The 14,259-nt window shown below is 70.7% G+C and carries 15 protein-coding genes and 3 pseudogenes; 10 read left to right on the top strand and 8 right to left on the bottom strand.

Annotated features, from left to right (window positions below; translation table 11 throughout):
- The first annotated feature begins 55 nt into the window (after nt 1–55).
- The 5 genes from ABIA32_RS16670 (at nt 56) to ABIA32_RS16690 (ending at nt 5,590) form a co-directional block, all read left to right on the top strand.
- Nucleotides 56–1,363, top strand: coding sequence for an extracellular solute-binding protein (locus ABIA32_RS16670; RefSeq protein ID WP_370095771.1), 1,308 nt, complete (start codon nt 56–58; stop codon nt 1,361–1,363).
- A gap of 2 nt (nt 1,364–1,365) precedes the next feature.
- On the top strand, nt 1,366–2,343 hold the full coding sequence (locus tag ABIA32_RS16675) for a carbohydrate ABC transporter permease (protein ID WP_370095774.1): 978 nt from the start codon (nt 1,366–1,368) through the stop codon (nt 2,341–2,343).
- On the top strand, nt 2,340–3,188 hold the full coding sequence (locus tag ABIA32_RS16680) for a carbohydrate ABC transporter permease (protein WP_370095777.1): 849 nt from the start codon (nt 2,340–2,342) through the stop codon (nt 3,186–3,188). The genes ABIA32_RS16675 and ABIA32_RS16680 overlap by 4 nt, the downstream gene beginning before the upstream one ends.
- 73 nt (nt 3,189–3,261) lie before the next feature.
- Nucleotides 3,262–4,809: a beta-N-acetylhexosaminidase gene (locus tag ABIA32_RS16685; protein ID WP_370095780.1), complete on the top strand. Its 1,548-nt coding sequence runs from the start codon at nt 3,262–3,264 to the stop codon at nt 4,807–4,809.
- A 34-nt stretch (nt 4,810–4,843) separates the two neighbouring features.
- Complete coding sequence (locus tag ABIA32_RS16690; protein WP_370095783.1) at nt 4,844–5,590, top strand: GntR family transcriptional regulator; 747 nt, start codon at nt 4,844–4,846, stop codon at nt 5,588–5,590.
- A gap of 561 nt (nt 5,591–6,151) precedes the next feature.
- Here the strand turns inward: ABIA32_RS16690 and ABIA32_RS16695 are convergent.
- From ABIA32_RS16695 to ABIA32_RS16710, 4 genes are all read right to left on the bottom strand, one after another.
- Nucleotides 6,152–7,105 (bottom strand): prepilin peptidase, encoded by a 954-nt coding sequence (locus ABIA32_RS16695; protein WP_370095786.1) that lies wholly within the window; start codon nt 7,103–7,105, stop codon nt 6,152–6,154.
- Complete coding sequence (locus ABIA32_RS16700; RefSeq protein WP_370095789.1) at nt 7,017–7,355, bottom strand: hypothetical protein; 339 nt, start codon at nt 7,353–7,355, stop codon at nt 7,017–7,019. Before ABIA32_RS16700 ends, ABIA32_RS16695 begins: the two co-directional genes overlap by 89 nt.
- Nucleotides 7,352–7,534, bottom strand: a complete 183-nt coding sequence (locus ABIA32_RS16705) for a hypothetical protein (RefSeq protein WP_370095792.1) — start codon at nt 7,532–7,534, stop codon at nt 7,352–7,354. The genes ABIA32_RS16700 and ABIA32_RS16705 overlap by 4 nt, the downstream gene beginning before the upstream one ends.
- Before the next feature lie 487 nt (nt 7,535–8,021).
- Complete coding sequence (locus tag ABIA32_RS16710; protein WP_370095794.1) at nt 8,022–8,549, bottom strand: cupin domain-containing protein; 528 nt, start codon at nt 8,547–8,549, stop codon at nt 8,022–8,024.
- A 124-nt stretch (nt 8,550–8,673) separates the two neighbouring features.
- Here ABIA32_RS16710 and ABIA32_RS16715 point away from each other — a divergent pair, with 124 nt between their 5' ends.
- Nucleotides 8,674–9,234, top strand: coding sequence for a TetR/AcrR family transcriptional regulator (locus ABIA32_RS16715; RefSeq protein ID WP_370095796.1), 561 nt, complete (start codon nt 8,674–8,676; stop codon nt 9,232–9,234).
- Nucleotides 9,235–9,538: 304 nt separating this feature from the next.
- Here ABIA32_RS16715 and ABIA32_RS16720 read toward each other — a convergent pair whose 3' ends face one another.
- Both ABIA32_RS16720 and ABIA32_RS16725 read right to left on the bottom strand, forming a co-directional pair.
- A complete protein-coding gene (locus ABIA32_RS16720; RefSeq protein ID WP_370095799.1) occupies nt 9,539–10,339 on the bottom strand; it encodes an ABC transporter permease in 801 nt (266 codons plus the stop codon).
- On the bottom strand, nt 10,336–11,127 hold the full coding sequence (locus ABIA32_RS16725; protein ID WP_370095801.1) for an ABC transporter ATP-binding protein: 792 nt from the start codon (nt 11,125–11,127) through the stop codon (nt 10,336–10,338). The genes ABIA32_RS16720 and ABIA32_RS16725 overlap by 4 nt, the downstream gene beginning before the upstream one ends.
- An 80-nt stretch (nt 11,128–11,207) precedes the next feature.
- On the opposite strand from ABIA32_RS16725, the gene ABIA32_RS16730 reads away from it, so the two are divergent.
- Entirely contained in the window at nt 11,208–11,882 is a 675-nt protein-coding gene (locus ABIA32_RS16730) for a TetR/AcrR family transcriptional regulator (protein WP_370095804.1), read from the top strand.
- Between the two features lie 107 nt (nt 11,883–11,989).
- Here ABIA32_RS16730 and ABIA32_RS16735 read toward each other — a convergent pair.
- Nucleotides 11,990–12,130: pseudogene (locus ABIA32_RS16735) on the bottom strand (XRE family transcriptional regulator); the annotation flags it as partial.
- Between the two features lie 74 nt (nt 12,131–12,204).
- On the opposite strand from ABIA32_RS16735, the gene ABIA32_RS16740 reads away from it, so the two are divergent.
- From ABIA32_RS16740 to ABIA32_RS16750, 3 genes and pseudogenes are all read left to right on the top strand, one after another.
- A complete protein-coding gene (locus ABIA32_RS16740; RefSeq protein ID WP_370095806.1) occupies nt 12,205–12,687 on the top strand; it encodes a DUF1877 family protein in 483 nt (160 codons plus the stop codon).
- Between the two features lie 106 nt (nt 12,688–12,793).
- A pseudogene (locus tag ABIA32_RS16745) lies at nt 12,794–12,931 on the top strand (ADP-ribosylglycohydrolase family protein); the annotation flags it as partial.
- A 149-nt stretch (nt 12,932–13,080) separates the two neighbouring features.
- Nucleotides 13,081–14,052: a phosphotransferase family protein gene (locus ABIA32_RS16750; RefSeq protein ID WP_370095809.1), complete on the top strand. Its 972-nt coding sequence runs from the start codon at nt 13,081–13,083 to the stop codon at nt 14,050–14,052.
- 61 nt (nt 14,053–14,113) lie between these two features.
- Here ABIA32_RS16750 and ABIA32_RS16755 read toward each other — a convergent pair.
- Nucleotides 14,114–14,229: pseudogene (locus tag ABIA32_RS16755) on the bottom strand (WYL domain-containing protein); the annotation flags it as partial.
- Nucleotides 14,230–14,259 lie beyond the last annotated feature (30 nt).

Here is a 14,259-nt window from a genome sequence, read left to right on the forward strand (position 1 = left end):
TCATGTGTGAGTCTCTGCATCCATCAGCCGCCACCCTGTCCCAAGGAGGACTCCCGTGCGCATCAGATCTCTGGCAGCCGTCTCCTGTGCTGTGTCGACAGCTCTGCTGACCGCTGCCTGCGGCAGCAGCTCCAGCTCTTCCGCCGCCACCGGTGGCGCCTCCGGCGGGACGCGGACGCTGACGGTGTGGATGATGGACGGCGATCTCAGCACGCAGGCCACGAACGCCATCAACACGGCCTTCGAGAAGGCCACCGGTGCCAGGGTCAAGGTCCAGATCCAGGAGTGGGCCAACATCAACACGAGGATCAGCACGGCGCTGGCCCAGGACAACCCGCCGGATGTGCTGGAGATCGGCAACACCGACGTCCCGCTCTTCGCCGCCACCGGCGCCCTCGCCGACATCACCGCCCAGCGCTCTGACCTGTCCGCCGGCCAGACCTGGTTGCCGGGCCTGGTCGGCCCGGCCACCGTCGACGGCAAGGTCTTCGCCGCACCGCTGTTCGCCGGAAACCGCGCCGTGATCTACAACAAGACCGTCTGGGCCAAAGCCGGCATCACCGCCCCGCCGGCCAGCTTCGCCGAGTTCACCCAGGACCTCAACAAGATCAAGGCGAACGACACCGCCCCCGGTTTCTCCGCGATGAACCTGCCCGGCCGCTACTGGTACGCCGCCCTGCAGTTCGTCTGGGACGCCGGCGGGCAGCTCGCCACCAAGGACGCCGGCGGCAAGTGGACCGGTCAGCTGGAATCCCCAGCCGCTCAGCAGGGCCTGACAGCCTGGAAGAGCTTCCAGAACACCTACTCCTCGGTCGCTTCCCGCAACACCGACAACAAGACCCCCGACCAGGCGGCGATGTTCGCCCAGGGCAAGACCGCCACCCTCGTCGACACCAGCATCAACACCATCCTGAAGGACAACCCGTCACTTCAGGGCCGGCTAGGGACCTTCGCCTTCCCCAGCGTCGCCACCGCGGGCGCCACCCAGCCGGTCTTCCTCGGCGGCTCGGATCTGGCCGTCGCCGCCAAGAGCCCCAACCAGCAACTGGCCCAGGCCTACCTCAAGGCCGCCACCAGCCAGACCGTGCAGACCAGCGCGATCGTCGGCACCGACCACTGGACGCCGGTCTCCACCCAACTGCTGGACTCCACCCAGAGCCTGCTCCCGCCGACCTCCGCCGCATTCTTCGACGCCGCCAAGAACAGCGTCGGCACCCCGGCCACCCCCGGCTGGGCCACCATCGAGAGCGACCTGTCGATCAACCAGTTCTTCGCCGACATCGCCACCGGCCGTAAGAGCGTCGCCCAGGCTGCCAAGGACTTCGACGCCCACCTCGACCAGGCCCTCAACGCCGCCTCGTGACCATGGCGACCACCACCGAATCGCACACCGCGCCGCCCGCCCCCACCGGGGCGGCGGCCCGCCCGCCCCGTCGCGCCCGGCGACCGCGCCGGCACGGCCACGCCCTGCCCTACCTCCTGTTGCTCCCCGCCACCGCCGTGCTCGCGCTGGTCCTGGGCTACCCGCTGGTCCGGCTGGTGATCATCTCCTTCCAGGACTACGGCCTGCGCGCCCTGTTCACCGGCGTCATCACCTGGGCCGGACTCGCGAACTACCAAGCCGTGTGGCAGGACCCGCAACTGCTGCCGGTCCTCGCGCGGACCGGCGCGTTCTGCGCCGCGCTGGTCGCGGGCACCCTGGTCATCGGACTGCTCGTGGCGCTGATGATGGCCCGGCTCGGCCCGCGGATGCGGACAGCCGTCACGCTGTGCCTGATCACCTCATGGGCCATGCCGCCGGTCGCGGCCACCCTGGTGTGGCAGTGGCTGTTCCAGCCCGTCTACGGCGTCGTCAACTGGCTGCTCACGCAGACCGGACTCTTCGGCGACCTGACCCAGCACGACTGGACCACCTCGGCACTCTCCGCCTTCGCGATCGTGTGGCTGCTGGTGGTGTGGCAGTCCGTCCCCTTCGTCGCGCTCACCTTGTACGCGGGGCTTTCGCAGATCCCGCGCAGCTACTACGAGGCGGCGGCGATCGACGGTGCGGGCGCCTGGACGGTGTTCCGGGTGATCACCCTGCCGTTCCTGCGGCCGATCCTGGTCCTGGTCACGATCCTGTCGGTGATCTGGGACTTCAACATCTTCACCCAGATCTGGATCCTCACCCAGGGCGGCCCCGGCGGCGGCACGACCACGCTCGGGATCTGGTCCTTCACCAAGGCGTTCAGCGGCAACTCCTTCGGGCAGGGCGCCGCGATCGCGGTGGTCTCGGTCCTGCTGCTCCTGGTCCTCACGCTCTACTACGTGCGCCGACTGGTGCGCTCGGGAGAAGACTTGTGACCCCCTTCGGCGCCTCCGGGCGACCCACGCTGCGGAGAGTCCCGCTGAACGCGGCCGCCGCGCTGTTCTGCCTGCTGTGGATCTTCCCGGTGTACTGGATGGTGAACACCGCCTTCAAGCCCTACGGGGACATCCTCAGCCCCGCCCCGCAGTTCCTGCCGTTCCCCCTCAGCTTCGCGAACTTCGCCGACGCCATCGGCAAGCCCGGCTTCCTCACCGACCTGCGCAACAGCCTGGTCGTCACCGCCGCCGTGGTCGTCCTCGCGGTCGTCGTCGCGTTCTTCGCGGCCGTGGCGCTCACCCGGCTGCGCTTCGCCGGCCGCCGCACCTTCCTGATCGCCGTGCTGGTCGTGCAGATGGTGCCGCTCCCCGCCCTGGTCATCCCTGTCTTCCTGAGCCTGAAGAGCGCCCACCTGCTCGACAACCTGCTGGCCCTCGTCCTCACCTACGCGGCCATCGTGCTGCCCTTCACCATTTGGACCTTGCGCGGCTTCCTTCACGGTATCCCGGTCGAACTGGAAGAAGCCGCCATGGTCGACGGCGCCGGGCGGATGACGATCACCCGACGGATCCTGCTGCCCCTGGTCATGCCCGGCGTGATCGCCACCAGCGTCTTCGCGTTCATCACCGCCTGGAACGACTACCTCTTCGCGAATGTCCTGATGAAGGACCAGGCCCACGAGACCCTCCCGGTCTGGCTGGTCTCCTTCAGCACCGCCACCGGCACCGACTACGGCGGCCTGATCGCCGCGTCCACTCTGTCCGCGCTCCCGGTCATCGTCTTCTTCATGCTCATCCAACGCCGTTTGGTCGCCGGCATGACCGCCGGCGCCGTCAAGGACTGACCCCTCGCCGCCCGCGGGCACCCCGCCGCGCGGAGTATCCCGTCGCCCCCGGCTTCCGTACCGAAAGGCCCACGTGATCATCCCCCGACCCAGCGAACTGACCCCTCATCCCGGACGGTTCGTCATCGGCTCTGCCCTGCGCCTTGAACCCGGACCGGGTGCGGAACCCGCCGCCGACCTGCTGGCCGGCTACCTCGGGCCGGGCCGGGCCCGCACCCACGCCGGCCCGGTGATCCGGCTCGGCCTGGACCCCTCCCACCAGCTGGAGCTCGGCGCCGAAGGCTACCGACTGGACATCCGGCCCCGACGCGTGGAACTGACCGCGCCCGCCGAGGCCGGCCTGCTCAACGGCGTGCAGACCCTGCGCCAGCTCCTGCCGCCCGCGGCACTCGCCGCCGACACCGCCCCGGCCGACGCGTGGTGGTGGCCCTGCATCAGCATCCGCGACCGGCCACGCCTGGCCTGGCGCGGACTCCTCCTGGACGTCGCCCGGCACTTCATGCCCCTGGACTACCTCTTCGAGACCGTGGACCGCCTGGCCCTGCACAAACTCAACGTCCTGCACCTCCACCTGACCGACGACCAGGGCTGGCGCATCGAGGTCGACGGCCTGCCCAGACTGACCGACATCGGCGCCTGGCGCACCGAGTCCCAGATCGGCCCTCCCGGCGATTTCCACCTCGATGGCACCGCGCACGGCGGCTACTACAGCCAGCGCGAACTGCGCGCCCTGGTCGCCCACGCCGCCGCCCGGGGCGTCACGATCGTCCCCGAGATCGAGATGCCCGGCCACACCCGCGCCGCCCTCGCCGCCTACCCCAACCTGGGCAACCATCCCGACCGCACCCTGCCGGTCTGGACCCGATGGGGCATCAGCGAGGACATCCTCTCCGTCGACGACCACACCCTCGACTTCTGCCGCCAGGTCCTGGCCCAGACCATGAGCGTCTTCCCCGCCCGCTACGTGCACATCGGCGGCGACGAGTGCCCCACCACCGCATGGCACACCAGCCCCGAAGCCCGCCGCCGGGCGGCACGCCTCGGCTTCCGCGGAGTGGACGAACTGCACGGATGGTTCCTGCGGCAGATGCACGACTTCCTCGCCGCCCACGACCGCCGGGCAGCCTGCTGGGACGAGACCGGCCACAGCGCCGGCCGACTCCCGGAAGCGATGGCACTGACCGCCTGGCGCGATCCCGACCACGGCGCCCGGGCCGTGGCCCACGGCCACCAGGTCATCATGGCCCCGCACACCTCCACCTACCTCGACTACCCGCAGAGCACCCAGCCGGAAGAGCCGCAGGGCCAGCCCGGGGAGATCGTCACCCTCGAGGACGTCCACGCCTTCGACCCCCTCGGCGGCGGCGCCCTCCCCGTCGGCGACCCCGCCGGAATGGCCCCGGGGGTGCTCGGCGTCCAGGCACAGCTGTGGACCGAGTACGCGCCCACCCCCGCGCACACCGACTACCTCGCCTACCCTCGGCTCTGCGCGCTCGCCGAAACCGCCTGGTCCACCGGCCCGCGCGAGCTCGAGGAATTCCTGGGCCGCCTCGACCACCACCGCCACCGCCTGCGCGCCCTCGGCGTCCCCGTCGGACGCCTGCCCGCCGCCGCGCGATGACGACCCATCCTCACCTTTCCGGGACGATAGGACCATGACCAGCAACGGCAGACCAGCCACCCGCGCGACCGCCAAGCGCGACCTGGTGCGCGCCCACCTCCTCGACGTCATTGAGCAGTCGGGGCCCGGCACCAGCCTCGCGGCCGAACGCGACCTCGCGCAGGAACTCGGCGTGTCCCGCCCCACCATCCGCGCGGCCGTCGAGGACCTGATCCGCAGCGGCCTGCTGGTCCGCCAACACGGCCGCGGCACCTTCACCGCCCCCCACAAGGTCACCCAGGAGATGACCGGCACCACCACCAACGCGCTGGCGGTGCCCCCCGCCGAGGGGGAGTGGAGCAGCCGCGTGATCTCCTTCACCACCGCCCCGGCGGGCCACACGCGGGCCGCCCGCCTCGGGCTCGCCCTGACAGACCTGGTGCTGCGGATCACCCGGGTGCGGATCGTCGACGACGAACCGATGTCCATCGAAAGCCTGGAACTGCCGGCCGAACTGGTCCACGGCCTGCAGCCGCGCGACGTGGAATCCGGCAACTTCTACCGGCTCCTGCGCGACCGTTTCCAGATCACCGTCATGGACGCCGTCCAGACCCTGGAACCGACCGTCGCCAACCCTGACCAGGCCGATCTCCTCGACTGCCCGGTCTACGCGCCTCTGCTCCAGGTCGAGCGCACGACCAGGGACACCCAGGGACGCACCGTCGAATTCGCCCAGGCTTTCTACCGCGGAGACCGCTACCGCATCACCTCCAAGCTCCGCTTCGACGCGGACTCGGGCTGAGGCGCGGCCGCGAGGACGGCCTTGAGCTGGTGGTTGATGGCCTGGGTCCGGGAACGGACCGCGGAGTCCTTGACGACCTCGAACAACCCTGAGCACCCGCAGGTCCTCCACCGGGCCGTCCTTGCTCCTCGGCGACACCGTTGCCCGGCCCCCGAGCCCGGCGCGGGCGGCGGCCTCGGCATCGGCGGCGTCACTCTTGCCGACCCGGCGGCGAGTGGCCCGATCGGGACGGTTCACGTCACTCACGACGATGCCCTCGGCCGCCAGGTGACGGCTCAGGGCGGCCCCCTGGTGCAGCGCCGCGTTGATCCCTCAGGCGTCTGATCGGTGAGGCGGGTGGGTCCCCGAGGTAGAGTCCGGCGGTGCCGTCGAGGGCGGATGCGGGGGTGCCGAAGGCCCGGTAGCGGACCTTGCTCTAAACCATCCGGATGTTGCCAGTGCCCGGGCCGAGGCCGGAAGTGTTTCCCCGTTCAGGCTCCGGACTCCGACCGGTACCGGACAGCCCTTGCCGACCCGCTCCACGTGCGACGGTGCTCGCCCGCAACCCCGGGCGGGAGGATGTCACAGGCTCGAACCGGCCGCGGTATCAGGCTTCGTGGATTCTGTCCTGCGGCCGGGTCGGGAGGAGTGTCCCGTCGCGGTGATCCAGACGAGCGCCGCGCACGTGAAGGCCACACCGGCGAACACCAGCGGGTGCGCGATGGAATCCTCGCGCCCGCTCGCCGGCAGCGCTGCTGCCGCGGCGAGGGCCAGCGGCGGCAACGCGCGGGAGCGGCCTGTGCCGCCCCGCTCGCCACGTTCGCCCCGCTCACCCTGCTCGCCGCGTGGGAGCAGGGCGGTGGCCGTGGCGTGGCAGACGCAGGCCAGCAGGGTGGCGCCGAGGACGTCGCTGGGCCGGTGCCAGGAGAGTGCTTGCACGGCGCCGGCGGTGACGGCGAGCCAGAGTGCGCCGAGGGCCGCGACGTACGGTCGGGCACTTGGGGAAACGACGACTGCGGCCCCGAGAGCGAGTCCGGCCGTGATGGCGGTGGTACCGCTGGGGAAACTCGCGCCGGTGAGTCCCTGCGACGCTGAGACGAGCCCGGGCCGGGGCAGGACGGCGTGCAACGTCGTCGCGGTCGCTACGGTGGCCACCGCGATCCCGATCCCGGCGACGCCCTCGCGCCAACGTCGGCGTAGCAGCGCTACCGCCGCGATCAGGACGACGCCCGCGGCCATCGCCGCCGACCCCCGCTTCAGCGGCGGCAGGCCGGCTGCCAGGCTCCAGTGGAGGATCGACGCCCGGCCGGTCTGCCCGGCGACCAGCGCGTTCTCCGTTGACTGCCCGATCACGCTCCAGACCGCGAGGCCGTAGAGGCCGGCGAGCGCGAGCAGGAACCACAGGGCCGGTTTCAGTCGGGTGACCCGCCCGTGGAGCGAGGCCGACTCATTTCGACGACCCGATCCGGCATTCAGCCCCGCCGACGCGGCGTCGGAGCGCGTTTGGGTCGCGATGGGCTGTTCCTGGTTGTGCATCGTTACCTACTCCTCGTCTGTTCGACGCGGACAGTCCTTCGGCGATCAGGTCGCGTCCTCGCTGCCCGAGCACCACGCCGATCACCGTTACGCCGCCGCTCGGTGGGTAGCTGGGACCGGAACATGAAGCAGCCCCTGCCGCGTCATCGGAGCCCGTCTTCATGCCGACGAATCCGTCCTGGCCGAGCAAGGCGTCGGTGTTGACCAGGTCGCCGGCGACCGGCTGCGGGTAACTGCTGGTGGCCATCATGGCCGCGAGCGTTCCGTCCTCGGCCTCATGTCGCGGTCCTCGTCCTCGACGGTGGAGTCGATGTAGGCGTATCCGGCCCGGTAGCGGACCTTGATCTCAGAGATTTGCGGCCAGCGTCGAGCATAAGTGGTCAGGCGCTGGTGCAGGGCCGCCGCCTTGGCGGCGCTCGGTCTGGCCATGACGCCTATCTTGCCCGACCCGGCGGCAGCGGTCGGCACCGGTGCACCGGACCGGTGCCGACCGCGAGATCATCGGCAGAGACGCCGCCGACCCCGGAGAGCCCTGGACCCACAGGCTGCTGGCCAGGCAGTTGCGCCTGGGCGGGCTCGCGGTCTCCGCCTCCCAGGTCGGGCGCATTCTCGACTCAGTCGACCTCACACCACATCTGGTGCGCGGCTGGCTGACCCGCCCGGCCGACCCGGAGTTCTTCGTTCGCGCGGCCGATGTGTGTGACCTGTACCGCAACCGTCCGCCGAACGCCGTGGTGCTCAGCGTGGACGAGAAGACCGGGATCACCGTCCGCTCCCGCAAACACCCCGACCACCCCGACCAACCCGGCCGCCCCGAAGGATCAACGCGGCACCGCACTAGGATCCGGTCCTCTCCACGCCTGCCCGTGTCAGCGGGCCGGGCCGAGCCCCGGGCCCAGGCGAGTAGACCGGGTCGTCAGCTCGGTCGGGCGCCGAACGGCGGGGTCAGGCCGTACCGCGCGATGAGGTCGGGCAGCCAGTCGGGTTGCCCGAACTGGAGCCCGTACCTGGCGGCGAGCTCCGGTATCGCGTCCTCGGTCGGCGGAGGCCCGTCGGCGAGCATCTCGGCCAGTTCGCGGAAGCAGTGTTCGAAGCCGGCCGGACTGATGATCTCGATCATCCGAGCCGGGACAGGACCGGCGTTCCACATCGTGTGCAGCTCCCCGCGCGGCTTGGTGATGTAGCCGCCGGCGCCCAGGACGACTTCTCGGTCGCCGGAACGGAAGCCGATCTCACCCTCGGTGACGATCGAGTATTCGTCCTCCCGGGTGTGCAGGTGCGGCGGCACCAACGCCCCGACCGGGAAGGGGTGTTCGACGACGGAGACCGCGCCGTTGGTGTCGGCGCCCCAGAGCTTGAAGGCGACCCCGATCGAGCCGAGGTAGCCCTCACCTCCCTCGCCGGGGCGGACGATGGTGAGCGGCGGTGCCAGCGGCTCTGTCATGGTGATCACTCCTCCATGCAATTTGGAGATACACTGGCGTTCTCCTAAAAAGTGTCCGTCTCGGATCGCAGGGCGTCAACAGGTGAGTGAGAAGCAGCGTTCATCGAAAACGCGTGGCTACGAGATGCGCAAGCGTGCCGAGGACGTGGGCCGGACGCGGCAGCGCATCGTCGAAGCCGCCGTGCATCTGCACGGCACCACGGGACCGGCGTCGACCAGCATCGCGGCGATCGCCGAGCGCGCTGGGGTCACCCGGCTGACCGTCTACCGGCACTTCCCCGACGAGACCGCGCTGTTCCAGGCCTGCTCGGGGCACTGGCTGTCGCGGCAGCAGCTGCCCCAGCCCGAGGAGTGGGGCGCGATCGAGGATCCGGTCGAACGGCTGACGGCCGGGCTCGCCGACCTCTACCGCTTCTACCGCGCGGGCGAGCGGATGCTGACGCTGGTGAGCCGCGACCTGCACGCGGCGCCCGACCCGATTCGCGAGGCCTGGGAGGCGAGGGACAGGCGCTACCTCGAGGTGCTGGCCGATGCGTGGCCGACGGCGGCTGAGCCCGTCCGGCGGGCGGTGATCGGCCATGCGGCGGCGTTCTCGACCTGGCTTTCGCTCTGCCGGGAACAGGAGCTGACGGACCGTGAAGCGGTCAGGGTCATGGTCACGTTGGTGGGAGCGGTCGGCAACTGACGGGTCAGGAAGGGGCGGTGCCGCAGGAACACCCCGGCAACACGCGCGGCTGGAAGGGCGTGCCGATCAGGGAAGTTCTGCGCGAAGGAGGCCGGGTACACGAACCGTGGCGGCCGGATGGTGTTGGTTTGCCCTTCGCCACCCCGGCCTGTCGTCCACCCCGTCCACCCCCGGCTGGCACTTGGGCGCCCCCAGCTGGTCTCAGCGGGCCGGCTCCGATTCATTCGCCGCCCCGGCGAGTCACGTCGGGAAACGGCTGCCCTCATTGGGGCGCAGACCCGGTCGACGGTGCGTCGGGCCTGCTTCAGGCACCTGCCTTGCGGAAGACCCGGGTGCCGATGGTGAGCGAGAGGGCGGCGAGGGCGAGGGCGACGGCGGCGCCTTCGAGGACGGCGGGTGTCGCGTAGTGGCCGAGGTAGGCGTCGCGCATGGCGTCGACGAGGTAGCGGAAGGGCACCAGGTGGGAGAGTGCGTTCAGCCAGCCCGGGGCCAAGGTCATCGGCAGCATGAGGCCGGAGAGCAGCATGGACGGCATGGTGAAGGCGTTGACCAGCGGTCCGTACTCCTGGGGCCGGTCGACGTTGAGCGCGACGGCGTAGGAGAGCGAGGCCAGCGAGAGCGTCAGCAGTCCGACGAAGGCGAAACCGATCAGGACGCCGGGCAGGGGTGCGTGCAGTCCCATGGCGAGGGCGGCCAGGACGAGCAGGACGCCCTGGGTGACGAAGAGGCAGGCGTCCCGCAGGACGCGGCCGAGCAGGAGGGCGAGGCGGCTGACGGGGGTGACCCGCATGCGTTCGACGATGCCGTGGTTCTTCTCGATGATGATCGAGAATCCGGTGAACGCGGAGCCGAAGAGACTGAGTTGGAGCAGCAGGCCGGGGACGAGGACCTGCCAGGAGCTGCCGGTGGAGCCGAGGTGGATGCCGGTGAGCAGGGGGCCGAAGAAGACCAGGTAGAGCAGCGGCTGCAGGACGCCGAAGACCATCTGGTAGCGGGAGCGCAGGGTCTGGCGCGCGTAGCGGCTGAAGATCAGGGCGGTGTCGGCGGTGAGCGAGGAACGCGGTGGGTCGGCCTGCGGGGCGAGGGGGATGACGGCGGCGCTCATACACGGCTCCTTGTCGGTCGGGGGACGGTTTCGGCGGTGAAGTCGTGGCCGGTAATGGCGAGGAAGGCGTCCTGGAGCGTGGCGCCGGCGGAGCTGCCGTAGCGGGCCTTGAGCGCGGTCGGGGTGCCCTCGGCGCTGATGACGCCCCGGTCCACCACCACGATGCGGTCGGCGAGGGCGTCGGCCTCGTCGAGGTAGTGGGTGGTGAGGAAGACGGTGGTGCCGTGCTCGTCGCGCAGACGGCGGACCAGCTGCCACAGTTCGGCCCGGCTGCGCGGGTCGAGCCCGGTGGTGGGCTCGTCCAGGAAGAGCAGTGCCGGGCGGTGGGTGAGCGCCATCGCGATGTCGAGCCGGCGCCGCTGGCCGCCCGAGAGTGCGCCGGTGCGGCGCTCCGCCAGCTCGGTGAGGTCGAGGTCGTGGAGCAGTTCCTCGGCCCTGGCGAGGGCGTCGGCCTTGCTCAGCCGGTAGAGCCGGGCCTGGGTGACCAGTTCCTCGAGGACGGAGGTGTGCGGATCCACTCCGCTGGACTGGGCGACGTAGCCGATCCGGCGGCGCACCGCGCCCGGGTCGGCGGCCAGGTCACAGCCGACGACGCGGGCGGTTCCGCCGGTCGGCGGGAGCAGTGTGGTGAGCATGCGCAAGGTCGTGGTCTTGCCGGCTCCGTTGGGGCCGAGGAAGCCGAGGATCTCGCCTGCGGGGACCGTCAGGTCGATGCCCCGGACCGCATGCACGGGCCCGCGTTTGGTGCGGAAGGTCCGGGTGAGCCCGGAGGTCTCGATGAGTGCCATGCTGTCCAGAAAAACAGAGTCATTGAAATTTTGCAACTACACCAAACTTTCTGGGACCCCAGGAAAGCTATGCTGGGTGCATGGCGGCAGAAGGACTCAGGGAGCGAAAGAAGCGGCAGGCCAGGCAGCACATCACGGAGACGGCCGCGGGCCTTTTCCTGGACCGCGGCTTCGACGCGGTGACGATGGCGGAGATCGCTGCGGCGGCCGACGTCTCGGTCAACACCGTCTACAACTACTTCCCGGCCAAAGAGGACCTCTTCCTCGAGCGCACTCGCCGCAGCGTCACACGGATGTCGCGCATGGTGCGGGAACGCGGGGTGGGCGAGTCGGCCGCGGAAGCTGTCCTGCGCGGGCTCGGCGAGGCGGTGGGCGCGGGCGCGCCCGAGCTGGGGCTGGTCGGCGGCTACGGGCGATTCGCCAAGGTGGTGGACGCCTCACCGACACTCAAATCCGCCCTGTCGCACCTGCGCCAGGAGTCCGTCGCCGATCTGGAAGCCACCCTGCATGCCGAGTCCGAGGCGACGCCGGCTGCTGTCACGACGGATGACCAGATCCGAGCCGCTCGCCTGCCCGGTCTGGTGGCCGGCCAGCTCGGCTGGGTGCACTCGACCCTGCTGGAGTCGATCAGCCGCGGCATGGTCGCCGGACACCCGCCCGCGCAGGTCGCCCGGGACTCGGCCGACCTGCTGGCCCAGATGCGCACGCTGCTGAGCGACACGGTCCTCACCTACGCCCAACGCCCCGCGCGGTAACAGCACCACGGGATGCCCGCTACCTGTTGGGGCCCCGTGGACGCCGTCCACGGGGCCCTTGCGTCGCCGCACGTCGTCTCGTCGCGGCTCCGCGCCCTCAACACGCCTCACGCGATCGGTGTGCCGCGCTCCCACAGCTCCTCGGCGTGGTCTCGGAACCGGTCGAACAGTCCGCTGTCCTCGGCGCGGCGCAGGTGCAGCAACAGACTGTCGTGACCGACCAGCCGGGCCAGGTGCGGCGTCAGCAGCCAGGGCATCGCTTGTCAGGGCTCTCCGATAGGTTCCGGGCGTCGAACCGGACCACCTTACGAAGGCGAACCCAGTGAGCTTCCACATGCACCTTCGGGCTGCCCCACCAGAGGAGATCCACCCGGACAGCGCGTGGGTCGAGTCCTTCATGCTGGCGGCCTGGGCCGACCACCAGGAGGAGTACACCGCAGGGATCGCCGACTCGATCGAGAAGGATTTCGCGGGCGTCAACCACCTCTACACCGGCACCCCTGACGGCCCCACCGACCCTGGGATCCCGAGCGGACTGCCGATCTTCGGCGGTGAACTCGTTCCCCGCGAGGACGGCCCCTCGTTCCTGATCCTGCGGCCGCAGCACGTCGGAGAAACGGCGGCCTTCTTGGACGCCGCCTCCTTCTTCACACTCTGGGAGGCCTCAGGTGCCGCGATCTCTGCAAGCTGGGGCAACCCAACACTCGCCCGAGAGATCTGCCTGAGCCACCACGAAGGTCTCGTCCGCTTCTACCGAGCAGCTGCTGGAGCCGGCCAGGCCGTCATCAAGGCGTTCTGGTACTGACCTCCGTCCAGCTGTCCCGACAGCGATTCGCCGGACACGGCCTAGGTGGCGCGTCAGGAGCGGTCTTGGTGGGACCGCCCCTCGATCGTGTGCAGCCGGCGCTGACGGACTGCACGCGATCCCGGACCGCTGGACCGCCCCGCTGCACGTGCCCCTGCCGGGCTCCGGCGGACGCGTGCTGTACCTGACGGACCTGCTCGGGCTCGCGGCGCGGCTCGACGCCTCCGTGACCTCGTCACCGTGAACGGCGCGGTGGCAGCGGGAGCGTCCACCCGTACATGAGCGCAACGGCCGTACAGCGTGCCTCGCGGCGGTCGCGGCCGGTCGCGCGGTGACAGGGCTCTGGCCCGTAAGGGTTCGCGTGTGCCGCCGTCCGGATGATGAGGTGGCACGGTGACCAATCATGATGAGGCGGCGACTGTCCGACCGTTGACACGGGCCTGGGTGAGCCGGCATCTGGTGGCCGGCGAGCGGATCGTCGGAGCCGAGGCGCTGCACGGCGGGGCCACCGCCGAGATGCGGAGGCTGGCCATCGGCACGCGGGACGGAGGTACCCGGCACCTGGTGCTGCGCTCCTTCGTCGACCCGACCCGGCAGGGGCCGGCCGAGGACCTCCTGCACAGGGAAGCCGACGCCCTGACCACGCTTACCGGCACCGGCGTGCCGGCTCCCGGACTCGTCGCCGTCGATCCGACCGCCGCGCACTGCGAGTACCCCTCGCTCCTCATGACCCACCTGCCGGGCCGGACGGTCCTCGACGACGAGGGGCTCGAGACGCGTCTGCCCCTGCTGGCCCGTCAACTCGTGGCAGTCCACGCGGTGCGGCCGGCCGTCCGGCCCCGGGAGTACGTGGCGCTGACGACCGCCGACACGGTCGTGACCCCCGAGGGCGCCGACGCCGCGGTCTGGGCCGCCGCGATCGACGTGATCCGCAAGCCCGCGCCGCGCTACGAAGGGCGGTTCCTGCACCGGGACTTCCAGCCCGGCAACGTGCTGTTCGACCTGCCGCCCGAGGACCCCGCCGGCGCCGCCGGTGCCCGGATCACCGGCGTCGTCGACTGGGCGGCGGCCTCCTGGGGCCCGGCGGACCTCGACGTGGCGCACTGCTCCACCAATCTCGCGCTGCTGCATGGCCCTGCGTGGGGCCTGCGCTTCATCGAGGCGTACCAGGAGGCCGGCGGGATGCTGGCCGCGGCCGCGGACGAGCGGCTGTACTGGCAGGTGCGGGAGCCGCTGGCGTTCTCGGAGGAAGTGCAGTGGGTGGCGAAGCCGTGGCGGGAGGCAGGACGGACCGAGCTGACGACCCGAGCCGTGGAGGAGCGGCTGGATGCCTATGTCACCTCCCTGATGCACGCGCTGGGCTGAGCCAAGGCGGTCCGGGACGCGGCCCCGACTACGAGAAGACCATGCTGGTCACCTGATGCCGGTCCGTGGCCGTGACGTACCACCGGCCCGAATGGGCGACGATCCCGTACGGGTGCAGCCTGCGCTCGCTGCGCTGGCCGTCGCGGTCGGGTACCTGATCGAGACCGGTCGGCGATGGCCAAACGTCACGTGGGTGGTGACGACGGC

The organism is Streptacidiphilus sp. MAP12-20 (assembly GCF_041262525.1).
In the GTDB taxonomy this organism is placed as follows: domain Bacteria; phylum Actinomycetota; class Actinomycetes; order Streptomycetales; family Streptomycetaceae; genus Streptacidiphilus.

Excerpts from the sequence above, each read along its gene's own strand:
- ABIA32_RS16675 (WP_370095774.1), top strand. The coding sequence starts at position 1,366 with ATGGCGACCACCACCGAATCGCACACCGCGCCGCCCGCCCCCACCGGG.
- ABIA32_RS16690 (WP_370095783.1), top strand. The coding sequence starts at position 4,844 with ATGACCAGCAACGGCAGACCAGCCACCCGCGCGACCGCCAAGCGCGAC.
- ABIA32_RS16695 (WP_370095786.1), bottom strand. The coding sequence starts at position 7,105 with ATGCACAACCAGGAACAGCCCATCGCGACCCAAACGCGCTCCGACGCC.
- ABIA32_RS16700 (WP_370095789.1), bottom strand. The coding sequence starts at position 7,355 with ATGATGGCCACCAGCAGTTACCCGCAGCCGGTCGCCGGCGACCTGGTC.
- ABIA32_RS16705 (WP_370095792.1), bottom strand. The coding sequence starts at position 7,534 with ATGGCCAGACCGAGCGCCGCCAAGGCGGCGGCCCTGCACCAGCGCCTG.
- ABIA32_RS16710 (WP_370095794.1), bottom strand. The coding sequence starts at position 8,549 with ATGACAGAGCCGCTGGCACCGCCGCTCACCATCGTCCGCCCCGGCGAG.
- ABIA32_RS16715 (WP_370095796.1), top strand. The coding sequence starts at position 8,674 with ATGCGCAAGCGTGCCGAGGACGTGGGCCGGACGCGGCAGCGCATCGTC.
- ABIA32_RS16720 (WP_370095799.1), bottom strand. The coding sequence starts at position 10,339 with ATGAGCGCCGCCGTCATCCCCCTCGCCCCGCAGGCCGACCCACCGCGT.
- ABIA32_RS16725 (WP_370095801.1), bottom strand. The coding sequence starts at position 11,127 with ATGGCACTCATCGAGACCTCCGGGCTCACCCGGACCTTCCGCACCAAA.
- ABIA32_RS16730 (WP_370095804.1), top strand. The coding sequence starts at position 11,208 with ATGGCGGCAGAAGGACTCAGGGAGCGAAAGAAGCGGCAGGCCAGGCAG.